Origin of the sequence: Nocardia sp. MDA0666 (genome assembly GCF_003023875.1) — a bacterium.
In the GTDB taxonomy this organism is placed as follows: Bacteria; Actinomycetota; Actinomycetes; order Mycobacteriales; family Mycobacteriaceae; genus Nocardia; species Nocardia aobensis.
Genome location: NZ_PYHT01000003.1, coordinates 338480 through 357013, shown reverse-complemented (window position 1 = coordinate 357013; position 18534 = coordinate 338480). Strand labels below are relative to the sequence as shown.

Here is an 18534-nt window from a genome sequence, read left to right as displayed (position 1 = left end):
CGCGGGAGCCGAACCACATCCGCCGCCGCGGCCTGCTCGCTGTGCGCCCGACGAGAATCGGGCGCATACGAAAAATCTACTCCCCCAACAGCGGAAACACCGACGCTTCTGACTTCTGCCGCGCGTGTCAACCCCCGTTTCCCAACATTCCGGCGGCGCCGCGCCCGAACGGGGGTGAATACGGCGAACAGACTTCGCGGCGGAGACCGATGGCCTCCGCCGCGAATTCGATGTGACCGGCCGGTATTTCGTACCCGGCGACGGACTCAGTGCCCGGAACTACGCACGCCGAGCAGCACATCCTCCCAGGACGGCATCGGCGCCTTACCCCGCTTGGCCCGGGCCGTCTTCTGCGGCGCGGGCTTGGCCTCGGGCTTGGCGTTCGCTGCCGGTGTGGTGGACTTCGCGGCCGGGGCCGTCTCCGGCTCCGCCGCGACGGCGGGCTCGGGCTCCGCAACAGGAGCGGCGGGAGCGGCCGGCTCGGACGGCTCGGCCGGAGCCGTGGGAGCCGCGGCGGCCGGGAGCGCCGGGGTCGCGGGAGCCGCCGGCGCCGTCGTGCTCGGCGGATTCGCCGCCACGGCGCTCTTGGCGCTGACCGGAACCGCCGTGCCACCCACCGCGGCCCGCTGCTCGAAGTACTCGTCGAAACCGGCCTCGCCGGTCTCGGCCACCGCGGTGGTCTGAACGGGCCCGGCCGACACCGGTTCCACCACCGGGGCGGGCTCGGGCGTCGGCTCCGGCAGGATGGTGGCCAGCCCGCGCAGCGCGCGGCCGAAATCGGGATCGATCAGGTCCGAGGCCGGATCGTCGAGCGGCACCACCGAGCCGCCGTGCGCGTCCGGCTGGTAGCGCCAGTGCGCGGCGATCACCGAACGGCCCGCCTGCCACTGCAATTGGGCCACCCAGTAGTTCTTCTCGTCCTTCCAGGCGTCCCATTCGGCGATATCGATATTGTGGCCGCGCTCGGCGAAGGCGGCCGAGACGATCTCGATCAGCGTCTCCACGGCGGGACCGTCCTTGCGCACCGGATGCGCCTTCTGCGCCAGCTCGGCCGCGCGGGCACGCTCGAGCAGCACGGGGTAGGCGAAACGCTCCACCCGGCTGGCCGGCATACCGGACTCCTCGGTGACCTGCTCCACCGACGCACCGGCACGGATCCGAGCCTGAATATCGCGAGGACGCATGGTCGCCTCCGTTTCGATCTCGATCTGGCCGAATCGGGCAAGGTCTCCACGCGCGGCGGCACGCAGCTTCTCGTCGGCGGCGAGCCGGTACTTCTGACCGGTCTCGGCATCGACGCACACGATGTGCGCGGAATCGGGCGTCAATCCGATCACTCGAAGTTCACGCACCGTTACCTCCTTATCGCTGCGTCGATCACAGCTGCGCCGAGCACCAACTAGCTCGCGACACCGCCCACGTTCTGGAACAGTAGTGCACTTCTGAGATTCGTGTGGCAAGACACGCGGCCTGAAATCTACCGCCGCGGTGCTGGGGACGACTAATCTGCTCTGTTTCCACGCTCACCGGCCCGCGCCCCGGCAAACTTCCGGCACGATTTCGGTTGGCGCACACCAACACAGCGTAAACGCGAAAGCCGCGGATTTCGGTGACGAAATTCCGCGACTTTCGCGAGCTTTTATCCGAGCGCCGTGGCGATCAGGCGCTGATCTGCTGCACCACCCAGTCGATGCAGCGGGTCAGCTGCGACACGTCCTCGGGATCGATCGCCGGGAACATGCCGACGCGCAGCTGGTTGCGGCCCAGCTTGCGGTAGGGCTCGGTGTCGACGATGCCGTTGGCGCGCAACACCTTTGCGACCTGCGCCGCATCCACCGACGGGTCGAAGTCGACGGTGCCGACCACCTGCGAGCGGTGCGCCGGCTCCGCGACGAACGGGGTGGCGAATTCGCTGGACTCGGCCCAGGAATACAGCCGCGACGAGGAATCGAGGGTCCGCTTCACGGTCCAGTCCAGACCGCCGTTGTTGTTCATCCACTCGATCTGATCGGCGAACAACAGCAGGGTGGCCAGCGCCGGGGTGTTGTAGGTCTGATCCTTGGTGCTGTTGTCGATCGCGATCGGCAGCGAGAGGAATTCGGGGGTGTAGCGACCCGAATCCTTGATTTCGGAGACTCGCTCCAGCGCCTTCGGGCTCATCAGCGCGACCCACAGGCCACCGTCGGAGGCGAAGCATTTCTGCGGCGCGAAGTAGTACACGTCGGCATCGGCGATATTCACCGGCAGACCGCCCGCACCGGAGGTGGCGTCGATGGCGATCAGCGCGTTGTCCGAGCCGGCGGGCCGCTGCACGGGAACCGACACACCGGTGGAGGTCTCGTTGTGCGCCCACGCGATCACGTCGGCGACCGGGTCGGAGACCGGCTCGGGCGCGGTGCCCGGGTCCGAGGAGACCACGATCGGATCGCCGATGAACGGGTTGCGCTTGGCCACCGCGGCGAACTTCGAGGAGAACTCGCCGTAGGTGAGGTGCAGCGAACGGTCCCGGATCAGGCCGAAGGCCGCGGCGTCCCAGAACGCGGTGGTGCCGCCGTTGCCGAGCACGACCTCGTAGCCCTCGGGCAGCGAGAACAGGTCGCGCAGGCCCGAACGGACGCGCGCGACGACGTCCTTGACCGGCTTCTGACGGTGGCTGGTGCCCATCACGGACGCGCCGACCTCGACGAGGGAGCGCAGCTGTTCGGGACGGACCTTGGACGGGCCGCAGCCGAACCGTCCGTCGGCGGGCTTCAGATCGTCGGGAATGCTCGGAAAGGCAGCGGTCATGGGCTCAAGCCTAGAGCGTGATGTAGGTCTCGCGCGTGGGTGGGTCGAGGTTGTGCACACGGATGCGACGGGCTCGCCGATACCGCGCAGATGTCCGTAACACCGTGTCGGCGCACGGCCGCCCGTTACCGTTGGGCAATGAGCATGACAGGGCGGGAGCGACCGGACTCCACGGGCATCTCCGCCGCATCCGCGGCATCGGGGCCCACCGCGGTTCCCCAGGATGAGGCGGACGGATCGACCCGGTCCGGTAGCGGTGGGCCCGGCCTGCGCGCGCGCCTGGTCAAGCGGCTCGAGAGAGCCGGAATCATGCTGCGTACGGGCATGCTCTCCGATGGAGCGCGCCACGAACTACTGTTGCGCGGCCTGCCCGGGAAGGCCACGATTCTCGGGGTCCGGCCCTGCCGGACCTCCACCTTCGCGGCCCTCCCCGTCGACGGCGCGCGGAAACGGACGGAGGCCGCGGGCCGGATCGATGCCGGCCATCGCTTCTGGGTCCGGATCCAGCTCGACGGCGCACCGCCGTACGAGACCCGGGTGCGGCAACGAGTGAGCGACGCCGACCGGGAGTCCATGCAACCCGGTGATGTGGTCGGCTGCCGCGTCGATCCGGGTGATCGGGAGCGGCTGGTGCTGTACGTGCCCGGCGTCACGGAGGCGACGCGGGTCAGCATTTCGAAGATCCTGTCCGCGGGCCGCCGCGCCGACGCGACCGTGCTGGCCGCCACGCCGATCGCCGCCGACTATTCGGGCCGCGACGATCCGGTGCTGCGGCTGGATCTGGAACTGCGCGCCTGGGACGAACCGCAGCCGTGGCGAGTTCGGATCGTGCAGCCGGTGCCGCTACCGGCGATCGAACTGGTCGATCTGGGCCGGCATCTCGAGGTCGCGTTCTTCGCCGTGGACCGCGGCGAGTCGGTGGCCGTGGACTGGGAGGCCTCGGCCGAACTCTGAGGCGCCCGACGTGCGACTCAGGGCAGTTTGACGAATTCGAAACCGCGCGAACGCAAGACCGGCAGCACCACCGACATTCCCTCGGCGGTACCGGATTTCGGGCGGTGCATATGGGCGATCGAGATCGCGCCGGGCTGCGCCGCCGACATGGCGGTGCGAACCTGCGCGGCCGAGAAGGTCGCGCCGGCGTCACCGTTGATGCTGAAGCCGACCGGTGTCTCCCCCAGATCCCGCACGATGGCGACCGCCACATCGTCGTAATGCGCGGTGCCCGCGCGGAAGAACCGCGGCGGATGCCCGAGCAGCCGGGTGAGCCGCTCGTGATTGCCCCACACCTCGTCGATCGCCTGCTGGGGGGACGCGGTGCCGGCGATGCCGTAGGCGGTGTGGCCGGTGACCGAGAGCGGACAGTGCCGGGTGCCGTGGTTGGCGAGTTCGAACAACGGATTGGCGGCCAGCTGCTCGGCCCGGCGCGGGTCGGCGTCGATCCAGCGCTTGTTGAGAAACAGCGTCGCCGGAATGTTATGGGCGACGAGGTAATTCATCAGCTCGGTGTTGATCTCGTCGTTGTCCGGTCCGCCGCAGGCGTCGAACGTCAACGCCATCTGCTTACCCTGCGCCGGGATCGAGGTGATGATGCCGGGCAGGTCCATCCCCCATCCGGTGGGCTGCCGTCCGGCATAGCGCGCGGCCACGGCCACCGGATCGGGCTGTGCGGACAGCGCCGCCGACACCGGACTCGCCGCCGACGGAACCGAGGGGTGCACCGGCGCGGGCGGCGCCGTGGAGATGATCGTCTTGACCGACGAATTCCCTTCGGCCGTAGCGCATCCCGCTGCGGCGAAACCCGCGGCTACCGCCGCGCCCGCTGCCAGAAGCCGACGTCGCGACAGTTCTGCACCACCCACGCGAGCAGATGCTACGGCAGAGAAGCGACGAGCGCCTCCGCAGAAACTGCGAAGGCGCTCGATCGGTGGCAGGCCCGGAGCTACCGGACGATGGTGTCCCAACCCGGTACCGATTCCGCGGTGCGCGGCGCCGGTCCGGTGTAGATCGCGGCGGGGCGCACCAGCTTGCCCAGCTGCTTCTGCTCGAGGATGTGCGCACACCAGCCCGCGGTGCGGCCACAGGTGAACATGGCCGGCATCATGTGCGCCGGCACCTCGGCGAAGTCCAGGATCACGGCCGCCCAGAACTCGACGTTGGTCTCGATGGCGCGGTCGGGGCGACGTTCGCGCAGTTCGGCCAGCGCGGCCTGCTCGAGCGCGGCGGCAACCTCGTAGCGCGGGGCGTCCAGCCGCTTCGCGGTGGCGCGCAGCACCCGGGCGCGCGGGTCCTCGGCCCGGTAGACCCGGTGGCCGAAGCCCATCAGCTTCTCCTTGCGATCGAGGATGCCCTTCACCAGACCGCGTGCGTCGCCGGTCTTTTCGACCTCTTCGATCATCGGCAGCACGCGCGCGGGCGCACCGCCGTGCAGCGGGCCGGACATGGCGCCGATCGCGCCGGAGAGGCTGGCGGCCACATCGGCGCCGGTCGAGGCGATCACGCGCGCGGTGAACGTGGACGCGTTCATACCGTGTTCGGCGGCCGACACCCAGTAGGCGTCGATGGCCTCGACGTGGCGCGGATCCGGGTCGCCCTTCCACCGCCGCATGAAGCGTTCGGTGATCGTGCTCGCCTCGTCGATGTCCTTCTGCGGCACGGCCGGCTGGTAGATGCCGCGGGCGGACTGCGCGACATAGGACAGAGCCATCACCGACGCGCGCGCGAGGTTCTCGCGGGCGGTGGCGTCATCGATGTCCAGCAGCGGCTGGTAGCCCCAGATCGGGGCGAGCATCGCCAGACCGGCCTGTACGTCGACGCGCACGTCACCGGTGTGCACGGGCAGCGGGAACGGCTCGGCGGGCGGCAGTCCCTGCCCGAAGCGGCCGTCGACCAGCAGCGCCCAGACGTCACCGAAGGTGACGTGGTTACCGACCAGATCCTCGATGTCGACACCGCGGTAGCGCAGCGCGCCGCCGTCCTTGTCGGGCTCGGCGATATCGGTGGTGAACGCCACCACACCTTCCAGGCCACTGACGAAATCGGGGGGTACGGCCGGACCAGTAGGAGCCGCAGCGCTGGTAGTCATGTTGTGACTCTCCTTGCAAATCGGGCCGCACGATCTGTGGGCGGCCACGCGATGGTGCTGTCCCGGCTCGGCCGGGGCGGTACTTTCCCGGCTCGGCCGGGTGCGGCCGTATGCCACTCCGGCCGATCACCTGCAACCTTATCCCCCCAGTACTGGGGAGTAACGTTTGGACCATGCGCGAGGAGCAGAATTCACCGGGCTCAGCGGGGGGCGAATCGGGTCTTCCGACCGCGAATTCATCGACTTTGCCGGACCGCTTCGGGGCCGTACCCCGCATCGATGTCGACATCGCCGCGATGCGGGCCGAATACGGCGGTGATCCGGACCTGACCGAGAGCTGGCCAGCCGACGGCTGGGAACCGTTGCTGCGCAACTGGATCGAGCTCGCCACCAACGCCGGTATCACCGAACCCAACGCCATGGTGCTGGCCACCGTCGAGCTCACCGACGCCGGCCCGCGCCCCGCCTCACGCACGGTCCTGTGCAAGGGAGTGTCCGCGGAGGGTGTGACTTTCTACACGAATTACGACTCCGCGAAGGGTGATCAACTCCACGCGGTGCCGTATGCGTCGGCCACCTTCGCCTGGCCCAAGGTGGGCCGGCAGGTGACGCTGCGAGGCCCGGTGGACCAGGTCGCCACGGAGGTCACCACGGCGTACTGGCGCTCACGCCCGCGCAATTCGCAACTGGGCGCGTGGGCCTCGCACCAATCGCGCACGGTCGCCTCGCGGGAGGATCTGGACCGGGCATTGGCCGACGTCACGGCCCGTTTCGACGGCGTGGAACAGATTCCGGTCCCGGCCAATTGGGGCGGCTACATCCTGCGTCCGGAGCAGATCGAGTTCTGGCAGGGCCGGCGCAGCCGGCTGCACAACCGCATCCGGATCACGCTGCCGGACGGACCGGCCGCGATCGGCTCCGCCCGCATCGAGCGCCTGCAACCCTGACCCGGAATCCCCGCCGCGACGGGCGATATGCCCGAGTCGCGAATCGGCTGGCACCGGCTATATTCATGGGATGATTTCTCGAAGACACCGCGCCATGGTGAAAGCCCGGCCGTGGTGAAGGTGCTCGCCGATGTCACACCGCTGCGCGACATCGATTTCCGGCGGCTGTGGGTCACCAATATCGTCACCGTCATCGGAGCCCAGCTCTCGGTGGTCGCGGTTCCGCAGCAGATCTACCAAATCACCGGCAGCTCCGGATATGTCGGCCTGGCCGGGATCTTCGGCCTGGTGCCGCTGATCGTCTTCGGCCTGTGGGGCGGCGCGGTCGCCGATGTCATGGACCGGCGCACCCTGCTGCTGATCACCAGCACCGGCACCGGGCTGACCTCGGTGGCGTTCTGGCTGCAGGCGGCGGCCGGGGTGAACAACGTCTGGCTGGTGCTCGGACTCTTCGCGGTGCAGCAGGCGTTCTTCGCGATGAATCAGCCGACCCGCGCGGCCATCATTCCGCGCCTGCTGCCGGGTGATCTGCTCCCGGCCGCCAACTCGCTGAACATGACCGTGATGCAGTTCGGCGCCATCGCCGGGCCCGTCCTCGCGGGCGCGCTGATTCCGGTGACCGGACTGTCGATGTTGTATCTGCTCGACTCCATCGCCCTGCTGGCCACACTGTGGGCGGTGTGGCGGCTGCCCGCCGTCCCGCCGACCGGGGTGGCCCGCAAGGCCGGATTGAGCACGGTCGTCGAGGGTTTCAGCTATCTGTCCACCCAACCCATCCTGCTGGCCTCCTTCGCCGTCGACATCATCGCGATGGTGTTCGGCATGCCGCGGGCGCTGTTCCCGCAGATGGCGCACGACACCTTCGGCGATCCGGTGACCGGCGGTGTGGCATTGGGCCTGCTCTTCGCCGCGATGTCGGCGGGTGCGGTCGCCGGTGGGGTGTTCTCCGGATGGCTCGGACACGTGCGGCGCCAGGGCATGGCCGTGGTCGTGTGCATCGCGCTGTGGGGTGTGGCGATGATCGGCTTCGGACTCGCCGTCGGCGCCACCGGCCATCAGCTGAGCGTCGGGGTCGGACTGTGGATCGCCCTGGCCTGCTTGGCCTTCGGCGGTGCAGTCGACATGTTCTCCGCGGCGCTGCGGACCAGCATGTTGCAGGAGGTGGCGACCGACGAGATGCGCGGGCGGCTGCAGGGTGTGTTCACCGTGGTCGTCGCAGGTGGGCCCCGGATCGGTGATGTTGCCCACGGTTTCACCGCGGCCGCCATGGGTACTGCCGTGGCGGCGGCCGGTGGTGGGGTCCTGGTGGTGATCGGCGTGCTGATCGCCGCGGCCGTCTTCCCCGCCTTCGTCCGCTACCGCGTTCCCCGCGTCCACGCCGAGATTCCGGCCGATCAGCACTCGTGAGTACCGCGCGGGCCATTAGCACGATCGGGCCCGCGAGCTCACATCGCACACATGTGACCGTGAGGTAGCAGATGACGACCCTCACGGATCGGCGCTACCGGTGAGCGGCTAGCGTTGAGGTAAGTGCGCCGGACGCCGACCGCGCCCGACGCCTACGGTTCTAGCCTGAGAGGGATCCTTCCGTGCCCGCTGAGAACATCAAAGTCGCGCAAACGCCTTCGGACGCCGACGGCGCAGGCGACGCCAAGCCGGTACTTTCCTACCCTGGCGGCGAATACGCCATGACTGTCGCCCAGGCCGTCGAAGGCAACGACGGAATCGATCTGGGCAAGCTGCTGGCCAGCACCGGGTACGTCACCTACGACCCGGGCTTCACCAACACCGCACCCACCAAGTCGGCGATCACCTACATCGACGGTGAGGCCGGCATCCTGCGCTACCGCGGCTACCCGATCGAGCAGCTGGCCGCGAGCTCGAACTTCATCGAGGTCAGCTACCTGCTCATCTACGGTGAGCTGCCGACCCAGGCACAGCTGGAAGACTTCACCGACCGGATCCGCCGCCACACGCTGCTGCACGAGGACCTCAAGCGCTTCTTCGACGGCTTCCCGCGCAACGCGCACCCGATGCCGGTGCTGTCCTCGGCGGTCAACGCGCTCTCGGCCTACTACCAGGACTCGCTGGACCCGCGCGATCCCGAGCAGGTCGAGCTGTCCACCATCCGCCTGCTGGCCAAGCTGCCCACCATCGCGGCCTACTCCTACAAGAAGTCGGTCGGCCAGCCGTTCCTCTACCCGGACAACTCGCTGAGCCTGGTGGAGAACTTCCTGCGCATGACCTTCGGCTTCCCGGCCGAACCCTACGAGGTCGACCCCGAGGTCGCCGCCGCGCTGGACATGCTGCTCATCCTGCACGCCGACCACGAGCAGAACTGCTCCACCTCGACCGTGCGCCTGGTCGGCTCCTCGGACGCCAACCTGTTCACCTCGGTATCCGGCGGCATCAACGCGCTGTGGGGTCCCCTGCACGGCGGCGCCAACCAGGCCGTGCTGGAGATGCTGGACGGCATCAAGGCAAATATCAACGGCGGCACCGTCGACGCCGCGGTCAAGGACTTCATCCGCAAGGTCAAGAACAAGGAAGACGGCGTGAAGCTCATGGGCTTCGGGCACCGCGTCTACCGCAACTACGACCCGCGCGCGACGATCGTCAAGAAGACCGCCGACCAGATCCTCGGCAAGCTGGGCGTGCAGGACCCGCTGCTGGACATCGCCAAGGCGCTGGAAGAGGCCGCCCTGACCGACAGCTACTTCGTCGATCGCCGCCTGTACCCGAACGTCGACTTCTACACCGGCGTCATCTACCGGGCCATGGGCTTCCCGACCCGCATGTTCACCGTGCTGTTCGCGATGGGCCGGCTCCCCGGCTGGATCGCGCACTGGCGCGAAATGCACAGCGAGCCTTTGAAGATCGGCCGCCCGCGCCAGATCTACACCGGCTACGGTGCGCGCGACTACGGCGATATCGCCGGTCGCTGAATCAGCCGACCCGAAGCCCGCCTTCCATGCGGAAGGCGGGCTTCGTGCATGTCGAGGGTGGTTGTCGCGCACGGCTTTTCGCTGGCCCGTATCGGTGGGCGCTGCGCCGCAAGCGGATTCGCTCACGATTGCAAGCGCACGTTAAGCGGCTCGCCGGCGCTGCCCGGCACCATCGTTGTCGCAGCCCGGAAATGACGCCGGGCGCCGGATCCGGGCCTGCCTCGGAGGGGACGGCAGGCCCGGATCTGTATTTTTGGCCTCCGCTTCGCTTCGGCGGGGTTTCGGCCCCCTGGGCCGAAACCCATCGAGGTGCACCGTCTCGGAGAGGTCTTCTTTGTCTCCATGCATGGCCTCATGAAAATCCTGGTGCGCCGGATCGGGGCGGCGTGCGATGGTCGAGGTATGGCGATCGCATCGGAGGTCACGCTCAGGCCCGCGACCGAGGAGGACATTCCCGGTATCGGCTTGCTGTTGTCGAACGCTTTCGGCGCTTCGCCCCGCGAGGACCCGGTCGTCACCGCGCAGCGGTTGAAACTGTTCCCGATCGACCGTGCGCTCGTGGCCGTGGACGGCGACCGGATCGTCGGACACACCCGGGACACCACGATGACGCTCACGGTGCCCGGTCCGCATCCCGTCGAGGTCTGCGGCGTGGCCGGTGTCGCGGTGGCGCCGACCCATCGCCGGCGCGGGATTCTGCGCGCGATGTACACCGAACTGCACGAGCGCATCGAAGCCGCGGGGCTGCCGCTGACAATCTTCACCGCCAGCCGGGCCACCATCTACGGACGGTTCGGATACGGGCCGTGTGTGGTGGAGAACCGCGTCACCATCGACCGGCGGTTCGCCGAGTTCCGGCCCACCGCGCCGGATCCCGGCGGCGTGACACTGAGCTCGCTCGACGACGCGATCGCCGTGGCGCCCGGCATCTACGACCGCTGGCGGCGACTGGTCCCGGGCGCCCAGGCCCGCCCGCATTCGGCGTGGTTGATCCAGTTGGTCGGCAGCGGGGGCCAGGCCGCCCTGTACGCCCTCACCCATCCCGACGGGTACGCGCTCTACCGCTATGACAACCCCGAGCCCCGCAAGCTCACCGCCGAGGTGGTGGAACTGCGCGCGGTCACCACCGAGGCGCATGCCGCCCTGTGGCGTGCCCTGCTCGGTCTGGACCTGGTGGACACCGTCACCGCCACCATCGGTGACGACGACCCGCTGCCCCACCTGCTCACCGACTCCCGCCTGGTCCGCACCGTCAGCCGTCACGACGGGCTGTGGGCCCGGCCGATGGACGTCCCCGCCGCCCTGTCCGCGCGCGACTACGAGACGGATCTGGATGTCGTTGTCGCCGTGGACGATCCGTTCCGGCACGCCGGAGGTACCTTCGCCCTGCGCGTGCGCGACGGGCGAGCCGAATGCGAACCCACCACCCGCACCCCCGACCTCGAGCTCGGCATCGACGTGCTGGGCAGCCTCTACCTAGGCGCGTTCTCCGCCCGCACCTTCGCCGCCGCGAACCGATTGTGGGCGAAGAACTCCCGGATCATCGCGGATGTGGACCGCGCTTTCCGGGCCGAACGCGAACCGGTCCTCGGCTGGTTCTTCTGAGCTGTCGTCCACCACTGTGGGCCGACAACTCGACGGCATCGATCCGGGGCGGCCGTCGCGACCTTCGACACCGCCCGATTCCTCGACGGCCGGAACCGCCAGTCACGCATCGGTGGACCGCTCGCGCCGGTGACGGGCAGCAGGGCACGCTCGAGGGGAAGTTCCGTCGTCTCTGGTGAGTACGGCACCGCCCTGGCATGCTGGGGAGGTGACCCTCATCCGGTTCGTACTGAATGTGCTCTGGTTGATTTTCGCCGGGTTCTGGCTGGCGGTGGGCTATTTCCTGGCCGGAATCGTTTGCTGCATCCTGATCATCACCATCCCGTTCGGGATCGCGTCGTTCCGGATCGGCGCCTATGTGCTGTGGCCGTTCGGCCGGGAGGTGGTGGCCAAGCCCGGAGCGGGGGCTCCCTCGCTGATCGGCAACATCATCTGGGTGATCCTCGCGGGATTCTGGCTGGCGATCGGGCACCTGGTCACCAGCATTCCGCTGTTCGTCTCGATCATCGGGATTCCGTTCGGCTGGGCGAACCTGAAACTCATTCCGGTCTCGCTGATGCCGCTGGGGCGTGAAATCGTCTCCAGCGACCACGCTTTCGTGGCCTGAGCGCCCACACCTGGACGCCGGGTGGGCCCTACTCCGAGTCGGCGACCAGCTGCTTCATGATCGAGACCGCGTCATCGAGCACCCGCAGCTGATCGGGGGTCAGACCGGACAGCTGATCGAACATCCAGGCCTCACGAGCGTTGTTCTCGTCCTGGATCAGCGCCTTGCCGGCGTCCGACAGCGACACGATGACCTGACGGCCGTCGGTGGGATGCGGATCGCGCTTGACCAGCTGCAGTTCCGAGAGCGAGGCGATCACTCGCGTCATCGACGGAGGCTGCACCCGCTCCTTGGCGGCGAGCACACCGGGAGTCATCGCCCCGTCCCTGGCCAGGGTCGCCAGAGCCGACAGTTGAGTGAGCGAAATCTGCGCGTCGGCGCGACGGCCGCGCAGATGGCGCGTCAGCCGCACGACCGCCAGGGACAGTTCACCGGCGAGCGCGCGGATATCGGAAGGCGTTGTCACAGAGGCAAACGATACGTGACACCACATATGTGGTTCGCCGTTCCCGCCGCTATCGTTGACTTCGTGACCCCTGAGGTGCCCGAGATCCCGCCGCGGCTGACCGATCCACGTCCCGTGCTGGCCGTCGGCTCGCTGGTGTGGCTGGTGGCCACGATCGTGGTCTGGTGCAACGACAGCTGGGCCGACGCGCGGCCGATCTGTCTGATGGGGCTCGGCGTGGGACTGCTCGGCTACAGCATTTTCGTCATTCAGCGCCGCGGCGCCCGCAGAGGTGACAAAGGCGCGCAGAAAGGGCTGTGACACCGGCCGACACGCGCCACGCCCGAGCGCGCCGACTTTACAGTGTGCGAATTGACTCATCGCGTCCTGGCGGCTTAACTCGCTTCCGTGTCCTCCCGATTGAGCGTCGAAGAACGACGAGCCCACCTCATCGAGGCCGCCATCGGCCTCGCGGAGAAAAAGGGCGTCGCCGGGGTAACTACACGCGATGTCGCGCAGGCGGCCGGGGTATCGCTCGGTGTGGTGCATTACTGTTTCGAAAACAAAGATGCGCTGATGACCGAGCTGGTCAAAGCATTGTCGATGGAATTGCGCGATTCCGTCGAGACCAATGAAACGGTCTGGCAGGAAGTCGGAAGTGGAAAAGAATCCCTTCAAAATCTGGTGCGCGCCAGCCTGGAACTGCTCTGGCTGAACATCGAATCCACACCGCAACGACAACTGCTCACCTACGAAACCACCACCTACGCTTTGCGCGAAAGTGAGCAGACCCCAGCGAAACTCGCGATCGCGCGCGAGCAGTATCTGTTCAACGACGCCACCGTCGCCGACGTCCTCGAGCACGGTCGCGTGGCCACCGGAACCGAATGGCGAATTCCGGTTCAGACGTTGAGCCGATTCACCCTGAATGTCATCGACGGAATCGTTTTGCGCTGGCTCGTCGACGACGACAGCGCGGCCGTGCGCACCCAGCTCGACGTGCTGGCGGAAATGATCACCACCTACGCGAAATAGCCGCGTCGCGTATCACGAACTCGGCTGCCGCCGCACGTGGGTGGTGTCGCCCGATCGCCACCACGGCACGGCCACCGTCGCCTCGTAGGCGCCGGTGAGCCGGACCTCCAGCCGATCGTGCAGCACCAGCTCACCGGCCGGTGCCGGCAATCCGAACTGCAGTCGCAACAGCACGCCCAGCGGCTCGTCCGCCCAGGTCGTGCGTTTTCCGGCGCCGAGCACCTCGGCGTGGACAGCCTCCGAGGCAGCGGCCACATCGAGCAGCGTCGCCAGCTCGCCCGCATGCTCGACATCGCCGGCGACCAGGCGATCCGGCGGCAACGCCAAGCCGAGCCATGGCCGGTCCAGGACCAGCGCCCGATCGGGATCGATCACCGCTCCCGACAATGCACGCACCCGCTCCGGCACGCCGATCTCGTCGAGATCCAGCTGCGCCACAGCGGCGGCGAGTCGGCGGTGGGTCTGCGAAACCGCTTCCGGGGTGGGCCTTTTCGCCGGATCGGCCAGTGCCTCGAGCAGGGCCACGGCCAGGTCCGCGGTGATGTTCGCCGGGTCGGCGAGCACCGCGTCGAGCGCCGCCAGATCGGCCGTGGAGAAACCCGGCAGCTCCGGCAGCAGATCGGCGAACACCGGATCCGATCCGGCCCGGTACACGCCGAGCGGACGGCCGTCGACCCGTGCGTGCCGGCGCAACCACCACGCGGTGTAGCCGTCGCGGTCGGCGAGCAGGCCCCGGGTGGCCGGTTCGGACAACAGCAGCCGCAGCGCCTGCGGCCACGCGTCGTCGGCGACCAGATCCAGATCCCGCACCGCCGCGAACTCCGGCGGATCTTCCGGCAAACCCTGCCACCAGCGGTCCTCGTCGTCGAGGTCGTGGTCGGGACCGGTGGGATCGGTTTCGGTGACGACGGTGAACCCCCAGCCGACGCCGATCGCACGCAACGCCGCGGCCGGATGGTGTTGCGCGACCTCCGGGTCGAGGGTGCCGAACGGGGAATCGCCGACCAGCACCTCGGCCAGCGGGGCCCCCGGGAGCAGCAGTTCGTCGGCCGGGCGCAATTCACCGGCGCTGTCGGGCAATTCGAGCACGCCGAGCCACGTCGGCAACGTGATGCCGGCCGGCAGGTGGGCGGCGAGACCGAGCACGGCCTCGCGCAGATCCTCGTCGTCGGGGCGGTAATCCAGTTCGGCGCGCAGCGCGGTATCGGTCAGCAGATCCTCCACACCGGCCTGTTGTGCGCCGAGGCGGCCGAGCAGCTCGTGCGCGGCCTCCGGGTGGGCCAGCCGCGCCCACGGCACCGCCACGGCGTCCTCGAGCTGATCGTCGAGCACCACCGTGCGTGGGCCGGTGACCAGGCGGCCGTCGGAGAGCGGAACGGCCAGCGCCCCCAACTCCTCGGCGGCGAGCGGATCGGTGACGAACGGTTCCAGCGCGTCGTAGAGCGAATACCACCATTGCGGCGGGCGCTGCACACTTCCGGTCAGTTCGGCGACGCGGGCCAGGCCGATGCGGTGGACGTCCAGCACGCCCAGCAGTTCGGCGGTGGCGCGGCCCGACAACTCCGGAACCACCAGCGGCCCCAGCAGAGTCGCCAGCAGATCGGCGAGTTCGGTGGTGACGCCCGGAAATACACTCGCACGCGACGGCGCCGCATCGGTCCGCACCGGGGCCGCCGTGTCGTCTCCGGACGTACTCGCAGCGCCGCCGAAATCGGGCAGCGCGAACCCGCCATCGGCCGGGTCGTCGCTCGCACCGGCAGCCGGGGCCAGTACCGGCAACCACGGATTTTCGCGCAGCTGCTTCACCAATGCCTCACGCAACAGGCCGTCGGCCTCGCTGCGCGCGAAGCCGGGCGCCGGAACGAGTACCAGCCGATCCCCCGGCGGCAGGGCACGGGCGAAATCCGCGTAGCCCTCGGCCAATTCGGCCACCCGGGCGCCGGGCATCAGTCGGCGCCGATCCGGTTGCAGGGCGATATCGGCGATCACCAGGGCGGGCAGGGACAATTCCTCGTCGGTGCGGGTCGGTGCGCGCAGCACATCGGCGGACGCCGCCACGGCCCGGCCGTCACGTACCGGGAGCAGCCAGCGCGCCCGCTCGGTGGTGTACTGCCACCACCGGAAGTCCACGCCGGAGGGTGCGGTGACGCAGACCCGCTGCAGGCCGTTGCCGAGATCCTCGACCGCGCGCCAGGATTCGTCGTCCCCGATCCGGATCGTGTGCAGCCCCGGCAGTTCCAGCAGCAGATCCACCGCCTCGGCCCGCATGGTCGCCAGCAGGTCCGCGGCGTCGACGTCCTCGCGCAGCCAGACCACGATCTCACTGTCGAAACCGGGCTCCGGGGCGACCGCCACCGACCAGGCCAAGCGCAGCACCGGGACGGCGGGGCCGTCCGCGCCGACGGGGAGGTCGATGCCGCTGTCGCGCAGTTCGGTCAGAGTCTGTGCCCGGGAGAATCGCAAAGACCCTGTGGTGGAACGAAATTCCACCTCGTCACCGGCGGAGAGCACCGCCGTGAACCCGACACCGAACCGGCCGACCGCCGTGCCCGTCTTGCCCGACGCGCGCAACGCCGTCAGTGCGTGCACGCCGGAAAGATCCAGCGGCGCACCGGTATTGGCGATATGCAGAGCCCGGCCCCGCAACCACACCGAGACCCGGCCGGAGACCCCCGCCTTGACCGCGGCGTCGGCGGCGTTCTGCGCCAGCTCGGTGAGCAACCGATCGCGATATCCGGCCCGGACCAGATCCGCCTCGGTGGCGGCGTCCTCGCGCAGGCGAGTAGGCGAATTCCGCCATGCGGTGAGCACTCCCGCACGCAAGTCCGCGGTGCCGAACGGATCCTCTGTCACCCTTACGGCTCCCCCGCTCGCGCTCGTCAGTTCTCCTCCGCCGCCCCGGACTCACCCGGCTGCACCCGCACCGCGGACACCGCCCAGGCATCGCTGTAGCGAACCGGTTCGGCCCCGGCATCGCCACCGGCTGCCGCGGTACCGGATTCCTGCGCCCCGACGACCGAAGCCGAGGAGTTCGAGGCGATTTCGGGCGATGCAGCAGCCGAATCGGACGGCTCGCGTACAGCTGTCGCGTCGGCTCCGCTCGAAAGTTCTTCGGCCGCAGGAGCTGTCGGGGCGGTACCGGGTGTGCGCGCCTGCTGGGCGTCCACATCGGCAGGCGATGCTTCGGCGGTTGCGCTGCCACTGGTCGCGGAGACGTCGTCCACGGTGGTCGACGGCGATTCGGCCTCGGCAGCACCTTCGCCGACGGGTGCCACAGCCGCGGTCGACGCTGCGGGCGTGTCGGGGCCCGCGGGTGCACCTTTTTCCGTCTCCGGATCGGCGCTCGAAGGTTCTCCGGTGTCGACGGCAATCGCTGCTGCCGAACCGGCGGCGTCCTCCGCATCCGATCCCTCGGTGGCGGCGGACCGTTCGGCCTCCGCGGATCCGTCCCGCGCGGTCAATTCCTCCGCCGGGACGACCTCGATCGCCGCATCGTCGTAGGCCTCGTAGAGCGGGGAGCCGGCTCCGGTGGGCATTTCGGTGTCGGAGTGGGCGCCGCAGCCGTATTCGACGTGGACCACCCGGCCGTCGGCGCCCATCGCGTTGGCGCAGACGCCGAAGGCGGCGCGCAGGGCGCCGGCGAGGGGCACGAAGAAGCCGCAGACTCCGCACGTGCCGGGGGCCGAACGCGCCATCTCGGTGTCGGGACCGAATTCGGAGTACCAGCGCTCGGCGGCCTCCACGCGGCCCTCGCGGCTGAGGACCTGGCGGCGGCCGAGACCGATCTCCTCACAGACCTCGTCGACCACCGGGTCGCCGGTCTCCAGATATCCGGGCACCAGGCGCGGATCGTCGACGCGCGGGGCGAGCAGATCGCCGGGGGCCAGATCGCCGGGGCGGATGCGCTGATCCCAGGGCACGAAGTCCGGCGCCACCAGAGCGTCGGGCCCGGGCAGCAGGGCGGACTCGCTGACCGTCGCGTACTCGGCATCGGGCGCGGCCGCGACCACGACCTCCCACTGCCAGCCGCGGTACCCCGGCAGGGTCGCGGCGAAGTGATGGGTGGCCGCACACTCGTTCTCGCCGGTGACGCCCAGATGTTCGCCCACACCCGTGGGCTGCAACTCCAGGAGCGCACGGCGAGCCAGGCCGACCGCCTCCGCCAGGATCGGTCGCACGCCGGACTCCGAAACAGACACTGCGCTCACGCCCTACATTTTGCCGTATGAAATGCCAACGCCGTGCGGCGGCCGCAGCAGTGCTGATCGCGGCGGCCACAATGCTGTCCGCCACGGCCTGTGAGCGCGACGACAACACCCCGCGCCTGCGGGTCGAGGTGGTCGCCACCCGGCCGCACGACCGGGCCGCATTCACCGAGGGACTCGAGGTCGACGGCCCGGTTCTCTACGAGAGCACCGGGATGGAAGGCGACTCCGGAGTGCGGGCCACCGACCTCGCCACCGGCGCGCCGATCGCCGCCGCCACACTCTCCGGCGACTACTTCGGCGAGGGCGTCACCCGTGCCGGGGCCACTGTCTGGCAGCTCACCTGGAAGGACGAGACCGCCTTCGCCCGCGATCCGCGCACACTCGCCGAACGCCGCCGCGTCCACTACGACGGCGAAGGCTGGGGCCTGTGCACCCGGGGCGACCGCGTGGTGATGAGCAACGGCAGCGACACCCTCACCTTCCGCGACCCCGCCACCTTCGCGACGACCGGCACGATCCGGCTCACCAGCCATCACGACGCCCGGCTCAACGAACTCGATTGCGCCGCAGACGGTTCGATCTACGCCAACGTGTGGCCGACCGATCAGATCCTGCACATCGATCCCGTCAGCGGCGCGGTACTGGCCGAGATCGAGGCCGGCGGCCTGCTGCGCCCCACCGAGCGCACGGGAGCCGACGTCCTCAACGGCATCGCCCAGATCCCCGGCACCGACCGATTCCTGATCACCGGAAAGTACTGGCCCACCATGTTCGAGGTCCGATTCGTCCCGATGTGAGCGCGTCGGTCGCCCCGACGGCGGCCGACACGCATCGGATCACAGCCCGGCCGATGTCCACGCGTCGGCCGAG

At 69.0% G+C, this 18534-nt stretch carries 16 protein-coding genes; 9 read left to right on the top strand and 7 right to left on the bottom strand.

All coding sequences use genetic code 11. The features are described 5' to 3' along the window. Positions 1-266 precede the first annotated feature (266 nt). Both sepH and serC read right to left on the bottom strand, forming a co-directional pair. Complete coding sequence (gene sepH / locus C8258_RS07995; protein ID WP_106954571.1) at positions 267-1352, bottom strand: septation protein SepH; 1086 nt, start codon at positions 1350-1352, stop codon at positions 267-269. 307 nt (positions 1353-1659) lie between these two features. Continuing rightward, positions 1660-2787: a phosphoserine transaminase gene (gene serC / locus C8258_RS07990; protein ID WP_062994372.1), complete on the bottom strand. Its 1128-nt coding sequence runs from the start codon at positions 2785-2787 to the stop codon at positions 1660-1662. A 138-nt stretch (positions 2788-2925) separates the two neighbouring features. Between serC and C8258_RS07985 the strand changes: the two genes are divergently transcribed. After that, positions 2926-3741: a hypothetical protein gene (locus C8258_RS07985; protein ID WP_233224935.1), complete on the top strand. Its 816-nt coding sequence runs from the start codon at positions 2926-2928 to the stop codon at positions 3739-3741. A 17-nt stretch (positions 3742-3758) separates the two neighbouring features. Here the strand turns inward: C8258_RS07985 and C8258_RS07980 are convergent, their stop codons facing one another. Continuing rightward, positions 3759-4649, bottom strand: coding sequence for a polysaccharide deacetylase family protein (locus C8258_RS07980; protein ID WP_233224934.1), 891 nt, complete (start codon positions 4647-4649; stop codon positions 3759-3761). A gap of 80 nt (positions 4650-4729) precedes the next feature. Further along, on the bottom strand, positions 4730-5872 hold the full coding sequence (locus C8258_RS07975; protein WP_036497980.1) for a citrate synthase 2: 1143 nt from the start codon (positions 5870-5872) through the stop codon (positions 4730-4732). Positions 5873-6045: 173 nt separating this feature from the next. Between C8258_RS07975 and pdxH the strand changes: the two genes are divergently transcribed. The 5 genes from pdxH to C8258_RS07950 all read left to right on the top strand — a co-directional run bounded on the left by pdxH (position 6046) and on the right by C8258_RS07950 (position 11976). Beyond that, a complete protein-coding gene (gene pdxH, locus C8258_RS07970; RefSeq protein ID WP_106954570.1) occupies positions 6046-6819 on the top strand; it encodes a pyridoxamine 5'-phosphate oxidase in 774 nt (257 codons plus the stop codon). Positions 6820-6933: 114 nt separating this feature from the next. After that, on the top strand, positions 6934-8226 hold the full coding sequence (locus C8258_RS07965) for an MFS transporter (protein WP_233224948.1): 1293 nt from the start codon (positions 6934-6936) through the stop codon (positions 8224-8226). 182 nt (positions 8227-8408) lie between these two features. Continuing rightward, a complete protein-coding gene (locus tag C8258_RS07960) occupies positions 8409-9764 on the top strand; it encodes a citrate synthase (RefSeq protein ID WP_084507460.1) in 1356 nt (451 codons plus the stop codon). A 402-nt stretch (positions 9765-10166) separates the two neighbouring features. Further along, positions 10167-11369, top strand: coding sequence for a GNAT family N-acetyltransferase (locus C8258_RS07955; RefSeq protein WP_106954636.1), 1203 nt, complete (start codon positions 10167-10169; stop codon positions 11367-11369). A gap of 217 nt (positions 11370-11586) precedes the next feature. After that, on the top strand, positions 11587-11976 hold the full coding sequence (locus tag C8258_RS07950) for a YccF domain-containing protein (RefSeq protein WP_198163982.1): 390 nt from the start codon (positions 11587-11589) through the stop codon (positions 11974-11976). A 28-nt stretch (positions 11977-12004) separates the two neighbouring features. Here the strand turns inward: C8258_RS07950 and C8258_RS07945 are convergent, their stop codons facing one another. Further along, complete coding sequence (locus C8258_RS07945) at positions 12005-12469, bottom strand: MarR family winged helix-turn-helix transcriptional regulator (protein WP_051024228.1); 465 nt, start codon at positions 12467-12469, stop codon at positions 12005-12007. A gap of 36 nt (positions 12470-12505) precedes the next feature. On the opposite strand from C8258_RS07945, the gene C8258_RS07940 reads away from it, so the two are divergent. After that, positions 12506-12742, top strand: coding sequence for a DUF2530 domain-containing protein (locus tag C8258_RS07940; RefSeq protein ID WP_036497965.1), 237 nt, complete (start codon positions 12506-12508; stop codon positions 12740-12742). Between the two features lie 99 nt (positions 12743-12841). Continuing rightward, entirely contained in the window at positions 12842-13456 is a 615-nt protein-coding gene (locus tag C8258_RS07935) for a TetR/AcrR family transcriptional regulator (protein ID WP_228816590.1), read from the top strand. A 12-nt stretch (positions 13457-13468) separates the two neighbouring features. Here the strand turns inward: C8258_RS07935 and C8258_RS07930 are convergent, their stop codons facing one another. Together C8258_RS07930 and C8258_RS33615 are read right to left on the bottom strand one after the other, a co-directional pair. Then, positions 13469-16267 carry a sacsin N-terminal ATP-binding-like domain-containing protein gene (locus C8258_RS07930; RefSeq protein ID WP_106954635.1) on the bottom strand — a complete coding sequence of 933 codons (2799 nt, stop codon included), beginning with the start codon at positions 16265-16267 and terminating at the stop codon, positions 13469-13471. Positions 16268-16335: 68 nt separating this feature from the next. Further along, the gene (locus C8258_RS33615; RefSeq protein WP_369974723.1) at positions 16336-17664 is read right to left on the bottom strand and encodes a DUF3027 domain-containing protein; all 1329 of its coding nucleotides are present in this window, start codon (positions 17662-17664) and stop codon (positions 16336-16338) included. A gap of 17 nt (positions 17665-17681) precedes the next feature. Between C8258_RS33615 and C8258_RS07920 the strand changes: the two genes are divergently transcribed. After that, a complete protein-coding gene (locus tag C8258_RS07920) occupies positions 17682-18461 on the top strand; it encodes a glutaminyl-peptide cyclotransferase (protein WP_106954567.1) in 780 nt (259 codons plus the stop codon). The last annotated feature ends 73 nt before the right edge of the window (positions 18462-18534 follow it).